Genomic DNA, 18,164 nt, shown 5'->3' on the forward strand with positions numbered 1-18,164 from the left:
TAATGATTATTCTTGAGTCCTGTCTCCATAGACTGACTCCCATCTCCTATAGAGTTTTACAAATGATCCGTCCTTAATACTCTGACGTATTTCAGTCATAAAGTTCTTCATAAAGAATAGATTGTGATATGTATTATAGATCATTGATGTAATCTCTCCGATGCGATAGATATGTCTCAGATAAGCCCTTGTGAAGCTTCTGCAAACGTAGCAGTTACAGTTTTCATCTAGAGGGCTAAAGTCCTCAGTATATATTGAGGACTTAATATTGATCCTTCCATTAGAGGTATATAGCGTCCCATTACGGGCGATTCTAGTCGGCATAACGCAATCGAACATATCAGCGCCATACATGACTGCATAAAGGATCTCCATTGGACTCCCAATCCCCATCATATACATGGGCTTCTTCTCGGGCAAGCACCCAAGTGTAAACCTTGTCATCTCCCTATATAGGTCATTGGGTTCACCAACAGATAAACCTCCAATAGCATAACCTGAGAAATCGAGTTCAATCAGCCTTTGAGCACACTCCTCCCTCAACTCTTTATAAACGCTTCCCTGTACAATAGCAAAAAGGGCCTGCCTTCCAATATCAAACTCCCTGTGCCAATAGTCATTTGAGTCGATAGCCCAGTTGATGGTTTTATATACCGCATCCCTTGCCCTTTCAATAGTTGAAGGGTATTCTATACATTGATCGAGAACCATCATGATATCCGATCCTAATACCTTTTGAACATCAAGCACCCTTTCTGGAGAAAAGAAATGTTTTGATCCGTCAAGGTGGGACCTAAACTCAACGCCATTTTCATAAATTTTACACAGATCAGAAAGCGAAAATACCTGGAACCCCCCTGAATCAGTAAGTATAGGCTTATGGTAATTTATAAAATTATGTACTCCCTCTGATTTCTTAATAATATTAATTCCAGGTCGGATGTAGAGATGGTATGTGTTGGAAAGAATAATATCAAAGCCAATTTCTTCTATATCCTTTAGGGTTAAGGCCCTGATGGCGCCCCTAGTGGCAACCGGCATAAAGACAGGAGTCTCAACATTACCATGCATTGTTATGAGATTTCCCACCCTGGCTTTGCTGGAAATATCTTTTTGGAGTACTTGAAACTGCATTCTCTAATATCATTCTATTGCGCGATAATCAGGCGTCTATAATTTAACCTTCAAAACATATCTAATTAAAGTGGGATATATTATATCTGAAATCTCACCCCTGCTTGAACATTAATATCGCTTCTGTTGCGCATGTTTACCATGCTTTCAATATTTAGTTTTACAATCAGGATATTTATCTCCAGACCAATAATATAGGCAGGAATTATAGCGGTTGGATTGTATTTGTTATCTGATTGGAAGGTGAGATTACCTACCTCAAGCCCTCCAGTAATACTATGAAAGAGTGAATTATCAGTTAACAATGCTCCATCTCCATCAAAACCCACACTTATTGAACCAATATTTCCAGATATTCCAAATCCGGAGTAAAGGCTAAAGATATAGAGTAGATCTATATACGATATGGCCTGCGCTGTAATTGAGAATATAGACCAATTAATTGCGGCAGTGTAATTCCCATCAAACTGCATATTTATTGAAGTCGATTGAGTGCCAAAGGGTGGTATCGAAAATTCCACATCAACATTAGAAATCTCATACTCATATTCACCGCCTCCCTTAATATCACCATAGATGAAATCACCACCAAGACTAACTGTAATTCCCCCAAAGCTAAACATAAAGGGCAGTATTGCCTTCTTCTTGATGATATTAAATCGTATTTTGCCACCAAAAGAGTATATCATATAATCTGTAAGAGTTCCGATATCATGCTCCACCCCAGGGGGAGACCATAATGATTTACTCATGTAAAAGGCCTTCCCAAGAACATCTATTCCAGAGGCAATCCCAATACCGCCATGAACAGAGAGATTCGGGGCAATGCCAGGCAAACTGCCATTATCGCTTGCAGGATCGTCATCATCAAAGTATTTCATATTTACGCATCCTGCGCCTACTGAAGCTCCGAATTCGAAGTGAGGTATACCACCAATATAAGCCTTCCCAATCGGATAGCCCAGTATATTTGCAAAAGTAAAGGCATCAGCAATAATAGGACCATTAAGGTCGATCGCTTCCTGAGCCTGAGTGCTAATGTCTACCACATCAATAGTATTTAACGAGGGAATAGAATCCAGCACATCGACATCAATCACTGTGCTTGAATGACCAATTTTATATAGTGGAAATAGGATTAGTGTTATCATAAAAAAAACAGCTATTATTGCTTTAGCTTCCCTCATATCCACTCTTTCTCAAGTACACTTAATAATCTGATCGAAGCACATATACTCCGCGAGGTTAAGTGATATTTATTATGATGCCAATCTCAAATATATTATATGAAATAACGTACAAATGTCAACGCAATTAAACCCTGTTGACTTATCAGCTCTAAAAGCCCCTCCCCCTCTGGCAAGGATTTGTGTATTGACTAATCATAAAACAACTGAAGTCAAAACAAATGATAGAGGATTAACAAGGCATTGGCTGGTGCTGTTATGAGATGAGATGAATTGACTATCAATTCTTATACTAATAAGCAATGGATATATTTATATCATTTTTCACACACATAATAACCATTGATCTATTTAGTGTATTGTCAGGCTAGACATTTCTATAAAGGATTTAGACAACTCCCTTGGATTCCTCTACTGTGCCGACATTACCTTCACGACTCTCCGACTTTAATATAACCTCTGAATCATCATTATTCTCTTCGCTTATGAGACCGGTGTGGACCTTTATCTTTCTTTCAATTTCCACTGCGATGTCAGGATGATCCAATAAGTATTTTTTTGAATTCTCTCTTCCCTGACCCATCCGTTCATCGTCATAGGAATACCAGGTTCCTGTCTTCTTTATTATTTCATATTTTGTGCCAAGGTCCAATATCCCTCCCTCAATGGATATTCCGGAATTGTACATAATATCAAATTCTGCCTGTTTAAATGGGGGTGCTACTTTATTCTTCACAACTTTTACACGAACCCTGTTCCCGATTGCCTCGTCCCCTGATTTTAGGGTCTCAATTCTTCGTATGTCTAAACGAACTGAAGAATAAAATTTTAAAGCATTGCCGCCTGTCGTTGTCTCAGGCGAGCCAAACATAACCCCGATTTTATGTCTAATCTGATTGATAAATATGACGCTCGTCTTAGATTTTGATATTACTGCAGTCAGCTTCCTTAAAGCCTGACTCATTAGTCTGGCCTGAAGTCCCATGTGTGAGTCGCCCATATCTCCATCAATCTCCGCTTTTGGCACTAAAGCCGCTACTGAATCAATCACAATCAAATCCAAGGCGCCTGATCTAACCAGCGCCTCGGATATCTCCAGAGCCTCCTCCCCTGTATCGGGTTGAGAGACCAGGAGATTATCGGTATTAACTCCGAGTTTAGAGGCATAGTAGGGATCTAGAGCATGCTCAGCATCGACAAAGGCTACAATACCCCCCTTTTTCTGCGCTTCAGCAGCAATATGAAGTGTCATGGTTGTTTTACCCGATGATTCAGGCCCGAATATCTCGATTATTCTTCCCCTTGGGATTCCGCCTATCCCAAGAGCTACATCCAGTTCAATCGCTCCTGTAGGGATTACAGCTATCTTCACCTTTGCTGAATCATCTCCCAATCTCATAATAGAACCCTTCCCAAACTGCTTCTCAATTTGGATTAATGCCTGTTCCAATGCCTGATCTTTCTGGTTAAACTCCTTTTGAACTGTCATATGCCTACCTCAACTATAATTGATGAATTGAATGATATTCACCCTTTACATTTTTTTAAATTATAACTATTGAACTTTTTCAATGTATTTCATTGATAAAAATATCATAGAAAATAATCATGATAAAACTATATTCAACACAAATGGGATATGATAGTATATAATCGCTCTTGAATCAGTGTTAATATCTTGAAAATCGACTTTAACAGTTACTTTTTGAATGTAAAAGGTTACTATAACATAGAATAGATCAAATAATAATCAAGAAAAAAGTAATTTATTTCTTCAACTAACAGGAAACTTTTGGAGATTAGGTAATCCAATTAATTTCTCAATTAATGGCAGGGGAAGCGCCATAACCCCTTGCGTTGACAGGAATTATGGCTTTCTTAGAGGTGGCTAATGCAACTCATAATCTCGCATCAATCATCTCATCCTCGCCATTTCTTTTTTTCAGATACTCAAGTTTGTTAAGGGCATCAACAAAGGAAAGAATTCCGGCAACAGTTATATCGATATTCACGCTATTGCCGAAGACCCTTAATTGCCTCTTTTCAAATTCTTCTACCACTGTAACCGATACCTCACAGAGGGCATCGGATCCGCCAGTAATTGCCACAAGATTAAAGGATTCAATTCTAGCCTGAGTCCCTGTAATCTTCTTTACGGCGTTTATCCCAGCATCCACCCCTCCATTTCCATGAGCCACATCATACTTCTCAACGCTTCTGTTATGATTATCCTTAATCGTGACCATTGTCATTGGAGGAGAGAACATGCCTGTGGAAACTTGAACATTATAGACCTCATAGCGTCCCTTCTCCTTGTATAAGATCTCTCCAACAAGGACCTCCAGATCATCGTCATAAATTTCTTTCTTTTTGTCAGCCAGATCTTTAAAGTATTTAAAAAAAATGGTGATCTCCTCTTCGTTTAAATTGTAGCCCAGGCTATTCAATCTATCAATCACCGCATGCCTTCCAGAGTGCTTGCCCAATACGAGGGTAGATTTTGATAATCCAACATCCTCAGGCCTCATAATTTCATATGTCACCGCCATTTTTAGCACACCATCCTGATGGATACCTGATTCATGAGCAAAGGCATTTGCGCCCACTATTGCTTTATTAGGTTGCACAAAGACACCGGTAATATGCGATAAAAGCTTACTAGTGGACATTATCTGTTTAGTGTCAATATTTGTATAGAAATTCAATACATCATTTCTTGTCTTGATAGCCATCACTAATTCCTCAAGCGATGTGTTTCCGGCCCTCTCTCCAATTCCATTAATCGTACACTCCACCTGTCTGGCTCCTGCCTGGATGGCCGCAATTGAGTTCGAAACAGCCAAACCAAGGTCATTGTGACAATGAACAGAGATAATAGCCTTGTCTATATTATTAACATGATCAAAGAGATACCTGATGAGATCGTAAAATTCAGACGGGATAGCATATCCCACCGTATCAGGGATATTGACTACAATTGCTCCTGCGTCAATAACCTCCTGTACCATCTCTACAAGATAATCCCTATCGCTTCTGGATGCATCCATTGGCGAGAACTCAACATTATGTGTATAGGATTTGGCCCTTTCAACCGCTGACACTGCCTCTTTCAAAACGCGATTTCGATCCTTCTTGAATTGATGTGTTATGTGTATATCCGAACTGGATATAAAGGTATGAATCATCGGAGACTCAGCTTCACTTACTGCATCCCAGGCTACATCAATATCCTGAAAATTCGCTCTCGCAAGACCTGCCACCTGAATTCCCTTTGCCATACGTGCAATCCTTTGAACTGCATCAAAATCACCCTTAGAGGATATTGGGAAGCCAGCTTCAATGATGTCAACACCAAGCTTAATAAGCTGATTGGTGAAGTGAAGCTTCTCATCTATGTTCATACTAAAACCTGGAGATTGCTCTCCATCCCTTAATGTTGTGTCAAAAATTATTATCTTATTATCCTTCATCCTTCTCTCCATCCTATGATGTAAATGCTTAATACCTCCCGGTCTAAAGCCTAATTTCTGGAAAAACTCAGGTTTATGGAGTTTAATTTAGGTCTCCATATACACCTTTGATAACTTTTAATCCAATTTTGATATAAACTATGTTATAGCATTCTTGGGAAAACCATTCCCATGCACCTCCAATCATTTAAGAATCTTCATAAACGAAAAAGGCCGTCACAGAGGTATCCGTGACGGCCTTGAATTTGCCTTATATTAAAATAACATCACGAAACCCTCTTCACGGTTTCTGTGCCCCCTAGCAATAAAGATAGTCGTAGAGTGATGTTATTATTCAATGTAGTCATTTCTATTTTAATCCCTAAATTGATAAAGAGACAATAAAACTAAATGGTGTATTATGTCAATATTATTTACGGCATTCTCGGGAAAAATATTTAATTGGAGCCTGGGGTGGGCTCTCCGCTCTCCCAGTCTGTACAGGTGCTGTTAATATTGAAATTTATTCGCTGTACTGAATTCCCCTCGCTTGCTGAAGGTTCTTCATTATATATACACCAATCATCCATATAGCATATATCTCCAACCCCACCCTCAAAACACATAGCGTCATTGATATGATTGTCCGGTCTCAATAGATAAATAGTCTCACCATCGTTATTTAGAGGAAAAGTGAAGCCTGAATAATCGGGATATAATTCAAAGTAATTGTAAAAGCCATCATAGGATTTAGCAATAACTATAAAACTGTTGGAGGGGATCAAGCTATCCAGAGGAAAAGTAAAGGGTGTGCTATCCTCTTTCCCATCAATTATTACAAATCCTGAGATATCGCAAGCATAGTTATGCCCATTATATATCTCAATAAACTCCCTTTCGCTCTCAGGTGAAGGGGGATCATAGAATACCTCGCTAAGTAATATCTTTGAAAATTCCTCAACTATGATCTCCTCAGAGGTATCATAATCATCCATAGCAGCATTAATATCAACAGAACCCCTGCTCAGGGCTGTAATAATTCCTGAATCGCTAATAGAAATAATTTCACTATTGCTGCTGCTCCAGGATACATCCGCATTATATGATATAATTTTTTCTCCAGAGGGAAGCAATATCAACAGCGATGCAGTTGCTCGATCGCTGACATATAGGATTCTGGAGGGAAGGAATATCTCAATCCCGCTGTATTGTTTTTCCTCTTTTATCCCTTCTACGTATCTCTCCGGATATCCGCATGAAAAGAGGATATAGATGAGAAGATATAGAATTATCACAGGATTTTTCTCTTGATAGATTATGATAATTTATAAGAACATCAATCTATAACCAAGTTCGCGCTGTCAGATAGATTGAACGGGTTACGTTCATATTGTCTAATGCAATTTTGATCTATTTAAAAACTAATTAGATCATGAGACTATTCTGATCATTAGCGCAAGGATAGAGCGTTGTCAATCAACATGTCAATACTGTCATAACTAATTGACTCATTGGAAGCCTGCTTCGAAAAGCCCAGGAGACTGTCTTCTCCGAAAACTTCACTATAGGTCCCATCAAGCTGTCTGCTGATAAATCCATCAAAGTCGTTCATCCCAGGCTTCCCGCCTGTGTAAAGGGATAGAGTAACAATAATCAGTATTGCGAAAGAGAATGAAGCGATTGAGGTAGTAAATATCCTCCTCTTCTTTATTCTCTCCCTTCTATATAATACACCTTTTGCGATCTCGTAGTTCCATTCATCGCTCTTCATCCTTTCCTTGATATTTAAGTGTATCGTATTTTGAATTCCATTATCACTCATCGTTTCACACCTCCATTTGCCACTCTCTGGATGAGTTCCCTTCCTCTATAAGCTCTCGATTTTACAGTTCCTATCTTAATTGCAAGCTTCTCTGATATTTGCTTTTCAGAAAAGCCAAGAGCCACCAGTTCCAATACTGATTTGTATTTTTCTGGCAGCCTTTTGATCATCTTTTTCAAATCAATCTCCATTGCCGTCAGTTCTCCGCTTTCACTAGCGTAGTCCTTTGTAATTCCCATCTGTCTAATTGCCGCCTTCTTGAATTTTTCCTCCTCTCTCTTAAGCCTGCCGGTCATACGAAGAGATTCATTCTTTGCAATCCTGTATAGCCAAGTCTCCAAGGAAGAGTCACCCCTGAAGCTATTCCTCCTCAAACCCCTGTATGCTCTGATATATACCTCCTGAACAACATCGTCAATGGAGTGGTAAAATCTTACTGCAAGATGCCTCTCAATCGCTGAAAGCACAACACCCTTGGTATTTTTTACAATTTCAGCAAATTCCCTGTCTTCCATCATCTATCTCTCAGCTAACATAATAAAGTCGAAATCCCAAAGATCTATCCCACCCAGAGGGGGGATAGAGACTGCACATGAAGAATCAATAATTAAAAATATCGTTAATTAGATGTAAACCTTGATTACTGTCCCCTCTCCCCGAGCGCACAGGGTGGTTGATGGAAATGCATTCCACCCTTACCCATTCCCATTCTAGAGCCTCTAAGCCTATTTTTCTGTGAAGGAGTAAGTAATTTTTCAATATCCAATCTCTGCTTAATCCGTAGCATTCTTATTTCAATCTTTAACTCCGATATCTCCTTTAGCAAGGAACGAACTTTTTTTAAATTAACATTATCCTCCAAAAGCATGCTCTGTAGATTGATCCTTTTGGGAGCGATCTTCTCTTTAATCTTTAATAGTTTTTTCTTGTATTCAAGATTAATTTCACTTATTTTGTTTACCTGATCATCGGAAAGCCCAAACCTCTCTTTCATCATCTCCGGGTTTCCGAAGAACACACCCTTATGGAATCCTCCATCCCTGCAATCATAATGTCCAGGCCTTCCATGTCCTTTACCGCCTCCCCTTTTAGCAAAAAGATCATTACTATTTGACAGTATAAATAACACAACAATCGATGAGAATAACAATCTCTTTTTCATGAATATCCTCCTTTTTCTGAATTTGTACATTTGACCCCAAATATAGCCTAAAGGTTCCATTTTATTTAATCACATCCTTAATAATTTATTGACTTGTTTCTCATAAAACATGTATTATTTTAACAACAAGCGCCTTCCTAAGCTGAATTCACATTTAAGAATATTTATAAATATGAGGTTACCTCGTATCAAATGGCTTCCCTCTTTGCTATTACCTTTGCTTGTGCTGTTATCAGCATATGCTGAGGCTAAGAATATTATTCACTGGCCTCTTAATCTTCCCAAAAGTTTGTCAGCAACCCTTGGCGAAATTAGGGGGTATTCTCTTCATCAGGGAATAGATATCAAGACAAGAGGGCGTGTGGGTTATCCCGTCTTTGCTGCCTTATCAGGAAAATTATACAGAATAGTATCCAAGGAGTATGGATATGGGAATGCCCTTTTCATAGATCATGGCAATGGTCTTAAGTCAGTATATGGTCATCTGGACTCCTTTGAGGAGGGCAAGCATCATCTGGATTCATTGGCGAAAACACTAAGTGTACTTTACAATAGAGATTTCCTTGACTTTAGATTATATAAAAGCCATCTACCCTACAATTCTGAAGAGATGATTGCCTATGCCGGCGAGTCAGGATCCGGGCCTCCTCATCTTCATTTTGAAATCAGAAAGGATGATAGATTGCTAAACCCCCTTGCCCTTATTCACATAAAGGATAAGGAACCGCCAATTATAGAAAACCTGTTTGTTTGTATTGAGAAGAATGACACCACCATAAAAGAGGAGAGGTTTAGGATTAAAAAGAGATGGGGCAAATATCTTCCGCAAAATGGAGAGATAGAGGTCTCAAGCAATGACAGAATATTTTTCAAACTATCATGCTATGACAGGGTTGGAGCTCGTAATAGGGTTGCCATCTACAAGATAAAACTTTTCTCGGATAAGGCAAGGATATTTGAGACAGCTTTTAATGCAATCCAGATAAGTGATTATAAAAATGGACATCTTATATATGATATTTCTAAATCCGCCATTGGCGATGGAGGGGTATCATACACATATTCTTTATGTCAGAGGGATAAACGCAATTCCAGTTTTATAAATGGAGATGGCAGTGGTTATATTGAGCCTAAGAATGGCGAAAGGGATATTAGAATAGAGGTTCTAGATTTTGCGGGAAATGCCGCTATTATGAAGTTTAAGCTTTTGCAAAAAAGAATAGGTGAAAAAATAGCATCAGATTTTTATGTTATTGATGAAAAGAGAATATGCCATATAAGGAATATGACAGGAGAGATGGAGGTTATAATGCCTTCCGGTTCAATTAAAGGCAAAAGGCTATTAAAAGTAGAAATTTCAGAAAAAAGGGGATTGCTTAATAAGATAAAAAAAATATCAGCAGTCAATAGGGAGGACATACTCAAAATATTTTCAATCTATCCCTTTGATATTGTCTATAAACGGCCTATTACAATTCAAATACAGAAACCCAAAGGTATATCAGATAGGGAAGTTCAAAATATCCTTATTTATAGGTTCTTTGAAAGTAGAAGGCCTAAACCATTGGACACAGTGTATAATTCTGAGAGAGGTGTATTCAAAACCCTATCATTAACCAATGGATACTTCATTCTTATAAGGGATAGAATACCCCCAAGGATGGTGATGCCTCCAACCCATGAGTTCTGCGAGGATAGGAGCATATACAGTCGAATAAGGCTATACGCTTCAGATAATCTCTCCAGAATTGATAGGGATTCTATTACTTGCTTAATTGACGGGGAATCCTTCCCCTCAAAATATGATACAGCTAGAAAATGGATTGAGATGAACCTACCAAGAGAAGCAATCTCAATAGGTCTGCATCATATTTTTGTAGAAGTTAGTGACAGGGCAGGGAATCAGTGTGTTTTCAGGGAATTGTTTATGAGAAATTGAGAGATCCCTGATCCACTGGGAATTTTTTCCCTTAAGCCCTATCCTATTTTTCTTTATAATATTTATATAAATCCTGATAATTCTAATTATCTTTTTTGCTTGACTAAAAAAAAAAAAGGAGTTAAGTAAATTCGTTATAATCTGTAATATGATAAATCTTTCATATTTATTTCTTCGCTACTTAATAAATAAATTCAGTTATTTCCATATGCCGATAGATCAGAAAGCATTGGAAGAGCTTGTGTTAGAATAGAATTTTTGTAGCAACATCCCATTGTAGGAGAATGATAAGATCACATTTACACTATCATGGATGCATTCTTTTAATGAATCAAGTTTCAATAAATAATATGGATCTAATTTATTGAAACTACAACCAAAGCCAAAATAGTCCATGGATGGGTTATTTTATCTTGACAGTTCCAGACGATTAGCCATACACTATAAGGATAATCTATTTTTGAACCTTTTTTAACAATATCAGCAAGGAGTAGAGTAGAATGGACATTACCAAAACTACAAAGGGGGATATAGTTATATTAAATATATTCGGAGAGATCGATCTATACAATGCTCCAGAAATTAAAGATATTATCAATAAGCTGATTCAAGAACAGAAGTATAATGTTATTATTGATCTGGCCAAGGTATCATATATAGATTCATCAGGAATAGGGGCTCTAATATCGAGCTTATCCAATCTTAAGAAATATCAGGGTGGTTTAAAGATAATTAATGTTTATGCCTCAGTACGGAAGGTTTTTGAACTAACAAAGCTAACATCATTCTTTGAGATTTATGATTCAGAGGAGGAGGCAATTAACTCCTTTAAATAGATGGAATTATTGCTCAATAAATATAAAAAGATGAGGATGTTATTATGAGTAGAGATCGAAGAAATATCAATGTTATTTTGTTTATATTCTTAATTTCGATTATTTCGAGTTGTAGCGAGAAGGTTCCCATAAAGGAGATGTCTCTAGCCAGGTTGGAAATAACCAGGGCCCTCTCTGTTAAGGCTGAGAAGTATGCCCAGGACGAGATAAGTGAGGCCAAGAAGGAATTATTGGAATGTCACAATCATATTAAGTCAGACCAGCTCGATAAGGCTAAGAGTTCAGCAATTCATTCCCACAGAAAAGCCCTTGAGGCTTACAATAAATCGATTCCACTTTTAGCAAAGGATACAATTGATTCAGCTGAGGAAAAGATTTCTGAGGCTGAGGAGGCCTATGCTGAGGAGCTATCAAGTGAAGAATACGAAAATGCTGCGAATGCCCTGATTAAGGCAAAGGAGTTGTATGAACAAAGGACCTTTTATGAGTCCTATGAAAAGGCAAAGGAAGCCATTGAACTGGCAGAAATTTCAAGGGATATTGCTCTGGGGAAAAAGGATCTCTTAAATGATTCCATTGCTGAGGTTCGTTTAATACTGGAGGATTCAGAGAAATATGATGCGGAAAAATATGCACCGGAGAATACCAAACTTGCCAATGAAAACATTGAAATCGCAGAGAATTCACTCCAATCCCTGAAGCTAAAGGAGGGATTTTCTGCAATAGAGACAGCAAGGATGAATGCTGATGAGGCCTTTTTACTCGCCTTGAAGGGAATATCCGGTGAGAATATATCCAGCGCTGAAAACCTGTTAAATGAGGCGAGTAATTCTGAAGGCGCATCAATCGCCCAGGATGAATTAGGGGGAGCCAAGGAGGCCCTAGCCCTATCAAAAAACCTCTTCTCTGAAAACAAATACATAGAATCAATAAGTGCTGCTGATGAATCTAAGAGATTTGCATATATTGTATTAAATACAAAGAAGGTCGTAGTTGAGGAGGTGACAACCAAAGGGGAGGAAGAGACTGTTTCCGAAGAAGATACCATCCTAAAAGAGAAGGAATATCATATATATAAGGTTAGATATATACCAAGGAGAAGGGATTGCCTCTGGAGAATTGCCGAGAGATTCTATAATAATCCCTGGTTATGGAGGAAGATATACAGGGCAAACAGGGATAAGATATATGATCCGGACCTAATATGGCCGGACATGCTTTTGAAGGTGCCTATTTTGGGAAAATCTACTGAGCAGGATGAGAAGAAAATAGTTGAAAAGAGGGAAGAGGAAGCCATTGAGGAGGAAACCCTTGATGAAGAGGTAATCGAGGAGGATGAGGATTATTACAAAAATGAATAGATGAGAACCAAGTTTTAATGAATATTTATGAAAGATGCCGCATATTGGATAGAGAAGCTTAACCTCAGGAAACATCCTGAAGGGGGCTATTACAGGGAGACCTACAGATCAGATGAATTAATAGATAAGAGGGCTCTACCGGAGAGATTTCTTGGTGAGCGATCTTTATCAACCGCAATCTACTTCCTATTATCAGATAATGAATTTTCAGCGTTTCATCGACTTAAATCAGATGAATTATGGCATTACTATACCGGCTCCTCAATAACAATTCACACAATAGACGAGAATGGAATATACTCATGCATAAAACTCGGTAACGATTTTGAGAACAATGAAGTGTTCCAGGCAACGGTGAGGGCGGGCGACTGGATGGGGGCCTCGTTAAATCATCCCCCATCCTTCTCATTGGTTGGATGCACTGTTTCTCCGGGTTTTGATTTCAATGACTTTGAGATGGGAAGCAGAACCGGACTAATAAAACTCTTTCCTCAACACAGGTTATTGATAGAACAACTAACTTTAACATAATGATCCACTCATACAATGTATCCGCTTGCCTTTGCCGCATGTGACAGGTGATGATACTCCATATGTTGTACGCTATGCACATGAACCAAGGATTATCTCGAAAATCATGATAATCAGTAATTCAGATAGATTCATTCAAAACTTTATTGGAGATAATTATTATATTGAAAAGTTAGATGGCGACGCGTCCACCCGCGAATATTTCAGGATTATTTCCCCCAACAAAACCTGCATATTGTGTATTGACAGCAGCCTTAAAAATATACCCTTAGGGGAATACCCCTATATTGCCATTCATGATATTTTTAGGAGGAGAGATATTCCGGTCCCTGAGGTTTATTCCCTTGATAATATAAACGGACTTTTGCTGATTGAGGATTTAGGGGAGGGCATTCTTGAAGCAATTTATTCTGATTTGAGTGATTGTGAAATTCACAGAATCTATCAAAAGCTGATAGATATCATAGTAGAAATACAGCTAACAGAGGGGGATGACAGGTGTGTTCCTTTTAATCTTAGCTTTGATATTGATAAGCTGATGTTTGAATTCAACTTTTTCATTAAACATGCGCTGATACACTATTTTCAAGCAGATATTAGCAAGGGTGAGCTGGAGAAACTGAATAGCGAGTTTTTTAAAATATCTGAAATCCTCTATATTCCCGGTTGGTTTGTGCTGAATCATAGGGATTTCCACAGCCGCAACATTATTATCCATCAGTCCAAACCCTTTGTTATTGATTTTCAGGATGCAAGGATGGGACTTCCCCAGTATGATGTTGTGTCCCTATTAAGGGACTCGTATCTTGTTCTTGACAATGGCCTTGTTGAAACGCTGAAAAGACATCATTATACAAGCTTGAATAAAAGGGGGTATAACATGATGACGCCCGATGAGTATGAATACTATTTTGACATTTTAGCATTCCAGAGAAATGTTAAGGCAATAGGAAGCTTTGCTTATCAGGTTGCATCGCTGCATAATAAGAGATATGAAAAATATATTGCACCCACTCTTAAATATCTATGGAAGTATAATGAAACGAGGAAGGAATTGAACGACGCGGTTGAAATTATTAAAAACAATATTGGGATCGACTTGTGAAGGGATTTATTTTTGCCGCTGGCTTTGGAGTGAGGTTAAGGCCTATTACAGAGAATATCCCTAAACCCTTGATTCCGGTTCTCAATCTTCCATCGATATGTTATTCTGTTTTTTTACTCAAGGAGGCAGGGATAAGGGAGATAATATGCAATCTTCACTATAAAAGCGAGGGGATTATTCACTTCTTTGAAGAGAATGAATTCTTTGGCATGGATATCAGCTTCTCCATTGAAGAGAATATACTTGGTACTGGAGGCGGATTGAAGAGATGCGAGGATAGGATTGGTGATAGTGAGTTTATTATAATAAACAGTGATGTAATAACAGATATAGATATTAAAAGTCTCATTCAATTTCATACAGGACATTTATCTCCAGCTACAATTATGCTTCACAGAAACGAAAGGGCTGGTGATATTGGAGTGATCGGCGTCAGTGGGAACCATGTTGTAGATTTTAAAGACTATCTGAGAACAGGCATCACCTCTGACCTTGTCTATACCGGAGTCGCGGTCCTCTCTCCTGTTATCCTCAAATATCTAAGAAATGATTTTTCAAGTATTGTTTATACAGGCTATATTGATCTTATCCGAAATCATTCGATCTGTTATTTTGAGCATAAGGGAATATGGAAGGATATTGGGGGAATGAATTCCTATTGGGAGTCAAACATATGTCTGATGAATGACATCCTTGCCCTGGGGAAGAGGATGTCCGGAGTTCTGAGTCCTGTTCCTGAGATCATATCACCGAGTTCAAGGACAAGCGACACCGCTGTTGTCAGGGATTCTGTTATCGGAATGAATTCCGTGATCGGGGAGGGCTCCCTTATTGAGAGATCAGTGATATTGCCGAACACTGTTGTTTCAGCTCATGCTGTTATTAGCAATTCAATTGTTATAGATGACAGGATAATTGCACAATAGGTTATACATAGGACATCAGATATGATATTGACCGGGCTTGATAGATTTATTGAGGAAGTTGACAATTACAGAAATAGAAGGATTGCACTGATCGTAAACCAGACCTCCGTAACCCGCGATTTTCAATATAGCTGGAATGAGCTTAGAAAGAGGGGAGCGGCCATCAGGAGGATCTTTACCCCTGAGCATGGACTCTTTGCCACAGAACAGGATCAGGTCGCAGTCAAAAGCCAGCCGGATATCGACTGTGATATTATAAGCCTCTACGGCGAATCCTATGATTCTTTGATACCGAATCAGAATCTTTTTCAGGATATTGACCTTGTGATCTTTGATATACAGGATGTGGGCGCTCGTTACTACACCTATGTCAACACAATGGCCCTTGTTATGAAATCGATTGAGAAAAGGGACATTGAAATGTTGATCCTCGACAGGCCCAATCCCATTGGAGGCAACAAGGTGGAAGGGCCTCTGCTCAATGGGGACTTCAGCTCCTTTGTTGGGATAATTCCTGTTACTGTGCGTCATGGGATGACCCCAGCGGAGCTAGCCCTGTATTACAGGGATGCTGAAAGGATAGACATCAACCTTAGCGTTGTGAAGATGCATGGATGGAGGAGAGGGATGCTCTTCTCTGAAACAGGACTGCCCTGGATTCCTCCATCACCCAATATGCCCACTGAGGATACAGCATATATATATCCGGGTCTCTGCCTCATAGAGGGATTAAACATATCTGAGGGCAGAGGAACCGCCGCTCCCTTCAAGCTAATTGGCGCCTCCTTCATTGAGCCCTGTGAATTTGCTGAATATCTGAATTCATTGGGAATTGGGGGGGTATATTTTCGTCAGGTATTTTTCAAACCCTGCTTTAACAAGTATGCTGATGAAGAGGTAGGCGGAGTATTTATTCATATAACCGATGTTGGAAGGCTTAAGCCCTTTGCCACAGGAATAGCAATAGTGAAGTCGTTACATGACCTTTACAAAGACCGGGTGGTTTTCCTAAAGGATATATATGAGTTTAACAGCACACATCCGGCTTTTGATCTTCTTTGCGGCTCTTCATCCATCAGGGAGATGATATTAAATGGATCAGAGATGAGCGAAATAATAGGCTCGTGGAGGGGGGATGAGGATGATTTTTCAGCAATAAAGAGGGAGTACCATTTATATGAATATTGATATAGTGATTATTCTAATATATATATTGATAATAAATATAATTGGCATCATGTATTCTGGATCAAGGGATGTGGGGGATTACTTTTTAGGCAACAGATCAATGCCATGGATCGTTGTCTGCTTTTCAATTGTTGCGACAGAGACCAGCACGCTCACCTTTTTATCGATTCCGGGACTTGCCTATGTGAAGGGCATGGGATTTATTCAGGTAGCTTTCGGTTATCTGGCGGGAAGAGTCCTGGTGGCAGCAATCCTTATCCCGAAATATTATGACGGAGGCTTTGAGACAGTTTATGAATTTCTACAGAGCAGATTCAGCGTCTCTTCAAGACGCGTGGTGGCTATAATTTTTCACATAACAAGGCTTCTTGCGGACAGCGTAAGGCTCTTCGCCACTGCCATACCTCTTGCCGCTATCACTGGATGGGACTACTGGATGTCAATACTTGTATTGGGAGGAGCAACATTTATCTATACACTCTATGGCGGACTCAGATCAGTAATTATGGTTGATTCTGTTCAGCTCTTTCTCTACCTATTGTGCGCACTCATAGGCATACATATAATCTCGAATCATCTGTCCATGCCTATCCTGTCCATATTTAAAATAATCCCGGACAGCTCATTAAAAATAGTCTATTCCGGACTGGAAAATGGCTTTGCTGGATTATTCAGTTCCTACAATATTTTTTCTGGCATTATTGGCGGCGCGTTTCTCTCCTTTGCCTCGCATGGCACTGATCATCTAATTGTTCAGAGGGTCTTATCCTGCAGGGATGAGGCTTCCGCAAAAAAGGCTATGATCTTCAGCGGAATAATCATAATTATGCAATTTTTTATGTTTTTGCTATTCGGTCTCTTTATCAAGGCGCTTCTGAACAATATGACCTTTGACCGCAGCGATGAGATAATGACGTATTTTATAGTCAATTATCTGCCTGACGGATTGAGGGGAGTTATGCTTGCTGGCATATTTGCGGCCGCTATGTCAACTCTCAGCTCTTCAATAAATTCGCTATCCTCCTCAACAACAGTTGATATCCTAGGGATTGACAAGAAGGATATGTCTGATTCAAGGAAGGTTGGCGTCTCCAGGATTATATCTCTTGTCTGGGCAATGACAATTATTGGCATATCCATACTTCTTCAGGATAGCAAAAACCCTCTTGTTGAGGTCGGTTTGTCCATCGCCTCTGTCACTTATGGCGGAATGATGGGAATATTTATAATGGGAAGGTTTTTTAAGGATTTTCATGATGGGTCTGCCATCGCTGGAGTTGCGCTGAGCATAGCGATAAATCTTATCATCGCCATTTCAACCAATGTTTTCTGGTTGTGGTATGTTGTCATTGGCTTTGGGGTATCATTTGTTGCTGCTGTTGTTTTGAATAAAATTGTGATAATGGGTCGTGATCAGAATTGATTAACAACCCTGACATTTGGCTTCAATGCTTAATTATCCTATGGATACTACTATCGACTCTATTAGGTAAAAAAATCCCATACTTGTTTATAATCCGAACA

At 39.0% G+C, this 18,164-nt stretch carries 16 protein-coding genes; 8 read left to right on the top strand and 8 right to left on the bottom strand.

Annotated features, from left to right (window positions below; all coding sequences use genetic code 11):
- Positions 1-6: 6 nt before the first annotated feature.
- The 8 genes from tgt to SVZ03_07505 form a co-directional block, all read right to left on the bottom strand.
- A complete protein-coding gene (tgt, locus tag SVZ03_07470) occupies positions 7-1,134 on the bottom strand; it encodes a tRNA guanosine(34) transglycosylase Tgt (protein MDY6934045.1) in 1,128 nt (375 codons plus the stop codon).
- A gap of 80 nt (positions 1,135-1,214) precedes the next feature.
- Positions 1,215-2,321, bottom strand: a complete 1,107-nt coding sequence (locus SVZ03_07475) for a hypothetical protein (protein MDY6934046.1) — start codon at positions 2,319-2,321, stop codon at positions 1,215-1,217.
- Positions 2,322-2,709: 388 nt separating this feature from the next.
- Positions 2,710-3,810 carry a recombinase RecA gene (gene recA / locus SVZ03_07480; protein ID MDY6934047.1) on the bottom strand — a complete coding sequence of 367 codons (1,101 nt, stop codon included), beginning with the start codon at positions 3,808-3,810 and terminating at the stop codon, positions 2,710-2,712.
- Positions 3,811-4,219: 409 nt separating this feature from the next.
- Positions 4,220-5,791, bottom strand: coding sequence for a 2-isopropylmalate synthase (locus tag SVZ03_07485; GenBank protein MDY6934048.1), 1,572 nt, complete (start codon positions 5,789-5,791; stop codon positions 4,220-4,222).
- 437 nt (positions 5,792-6,228) lie between these two features.
- Positions 6,229-7,065: a lamin tail domain-containing protein gene (locus SVZ03_07490; GenBank protein ID MDY6934049.1), complete on the bottom strand. Its 837-nt coding sequence runs from the start codon at positions 7,063-7,065 to the stop codon at positions 6,229-6,231.
- A 155-nt stretch (positions 7,066-7,220) separates the two neighbouring features.
- On the bottom strand, positions 7,221-7,592 hold the full coding sequence (locus tag SVZ03_07495; GenBank protein ID MDY6934050.1) for a hypothetical protein: 372 nt from the start codon (positions 7,590-7,592) through the stop codon (positions 7,221-7,223).
- A complete protein-coding gene (locus SVZ03_07500; GenBank protein MDY6934051.1) occupies positions 7,589-8,110 on the bottom strand; it encodes a sigma-70 family RNA polymerase sigma factor in 522 nt (173 codons plus the stop codon). The genes SVZ03_07495 and SVZ03_07500 overlap by 4 nt, the downstream gene beginning before the upstream one ends.
- Before the next feature lie 122 nt (positions 8,111-8,232).
- Entirely contained in the window at positions 8,233-8,754 is a 522-nt protein-coding gene (locus SVZ03_07505) for a Spy/CpxP family protein refolding chaperone (GenBank protein ID MDY6934052.1), read from the bottom strand.
- Between the two features lie 172 nt (positions 8,755-8,926).
- On the opposite strand from SVZ03_07505, the gene SVZ03_07510 reads away from it, so the two are divergent.
- From SVZ03_07510 to SVZ03_07545, 8 genes are all read left to right on the top strand, one after another.
- Positions 8,927-10,693: a M23 family metallopeptidase gene (locus SVZ03_07510; protein MDY6934053.1), complete on the top strand. Its 1,767-nt coding sequence runs from the start codon at positions 8,927-8,929 to the stop codon at positions 10,691-10,693.
- A gap of 500 nt (positions 10,694-11,193) precedes the next feature.
- Positions 11,194-11,529 carry an STAS domain-containing protein gene (locus tag SVZ03_07515; GenBank protein MDY6934054.1) on the top strand — a complete coding sequence of 112 codons (336 nt, stop codon included), beginning with the start codon at positions 11,194-11,196 and terminating at the stop codon, positions 11,527-11,529.
- Between the two features lie 44 nt (positions 11,530-11,573).
- Complete coding sequence (locus SVZ03_07520; GenBank protein ID MDY6934055.1) at positions 11,574-12,890, top strand: LysM peptidoglycan-binding domain-containing protein; 1,317 nt, start codon at positions 11,574-11,576, stop codon at positions 12,888-12,890.
- Between the two features lie 27 nt (positions 12,891-12,917).
- Positions 12,918-13,421, top strand: a complete 504-nt coding sequence (locus SVZ03_07525) for a cupin domain-containing protein (GenBank protein ID MDY6934056.1) — start codon at positions 12,918-12,920, stop codon at positions 13,419-13,421.
- Positions 13,422-13,527: 106 nt separating this feature from the next.
- Positions 13,528-14,526: a phosphotransferase gene (locus SVZ03_07530; GenBank protein MDY6934057.1), complete on the top strand. Its 999-nt coding sequence runs from the start codon at positions 13,528-13,530 to the stop codon at positions 14,524-14,526.
- Positions 14,523-15,452 (top strand): NDP-sugar synthase, encoded by a 930-nt coding sequence (locus SVZ03_07535; GenBank protein MDY6934058.1) that lies wholly within the window; start codon positions 14,523-14,525, stop codon positions 15,450-15,452. Before SVZ03_07530 ends, SVZ03_07535 begins: the two co-directional genes overlap by 4 nt.
- Positions 15,453-15,473: 21 nt before the next feature.
- Entirely contained in the window at positions 15,474-16,640 is a 1,167-nt protein-coding gene (locus tag SVZ03_07540; GenBank protein MDY6934059.1) for a DUF1343 domain-containing protein, read from the top strand.
- Complete coding sequence (locus SVZ03_07545; GenBank protein MDY6934060.1) at positions 16,630-18,063, top strand: sodium/solute symporter; 1,434 nt, start codon at positions 16,630-16,632, stop codon at positions 18,061-18,063. The genes SVZ03_07540 and SVZ03_07545 overlap by 11 nt, the downstream gene beginning before the upstream one ends.
- Positions 18,064-18,164: the final 101 nt, after the last annotated feature.

The organism is Spirochaetota bacterium, assembly GCA_034190085.1.
Classification (GTDB): Bacteria; Spirochaetota; UBA4802; order UBA4802; family JAFGDQ01; genus JAXHTS01.

Coding starts and splice junctions, on each gene's coding strand:
- tgt (MDY6934045.1), bottom strand. CDS start 1,134: ATGCAGTTTCAAGTACTCCAAAAAGATATTTCCAGCAAAGCCAGGGTG.
- SVZ03_07475 (MDY6934046.1), bottom strand. CDS start 2,321: ATGAGGGAAGCTAAAGCAATAATAGCTGTTTTTTTTATGATAACACTA.
- recA (MDY6934047.1), bottom strand. CDS start 3,810: ATGACAGTTCAAAAGGAGTTTAACCAGAAAGATCAGGCATTGGAACAG.
- SVZ03_07485 (MDY6934048.1), bottom strand. CDS start 5,791: ATGAAGGATAATAAGATAATAATTTTTGACACAACATTAAGGGATGGA.
- SVZ03_07495 (MDY6934050.1), bottom strand. CDS start 7,592: ATGAGTGATAATGGAATTCAAAATACGATACACTTAAATATCAAGGAA.
- SVZ03_07500 (MDY6934051.1), bottom strand. CDS start 8,110: ATGATGGAAGACAGGGAATTTGCTGAAATTGTAAAAAATACCAAGGGT.
- SVZ03_07505 (MDY6934052.1), bottom strand. CDS start 8,754: ATGAAAAAGAGATTGTTATTCTCATCGATTGTTGTGTTATTTATACTG.
- SVZ03_07510 (MDY6934053.1), top strand. CDS start 8,927: ATGAGGTTACCTCGTATCAAATGGCTTCCCTCTTTGCTATTACCTTTG.
- SVZ03_07515 (MDY6934054.1), top strand. CDS start 11,194: ATGGACATTACCAAAACTACAAAGGGGGATATAGTTATATTAAATATA.
- SVZ03_07520 (MDY6934055.1), top strand. CDS start 11,574: ATGAGTAGAGATCGAAGAAATATCAATGTTATTTTGTTTATATTCTTA.
- SVZ03_07525 (MDY6934056.1), top strand. CDS start 12,918: ATGAAAGATGCCGCATATTGGATAGAGAAGCTTAACCTCAGGAAACAT.
- SVZ03_07530 (MDY6934057.1), top strand. CDS start 13,528: ATGATAATCAGTAATTCAGATAGATTCATTCAAAACTTTATTGGAGAT.
- SVZ03_07540 (MDY6934059.1), top strand. CDS start 15,474: ATGATATTGACCGGGCTTGATAGATTTATTGAGGAAGTTGACAATTAC.
- SVZ03_07545 (MDY6934060.1), top strand. CDS start 16,630: ATGAATATTGATATAGTGATTATTCTAATATATATATTGATAATAAAT.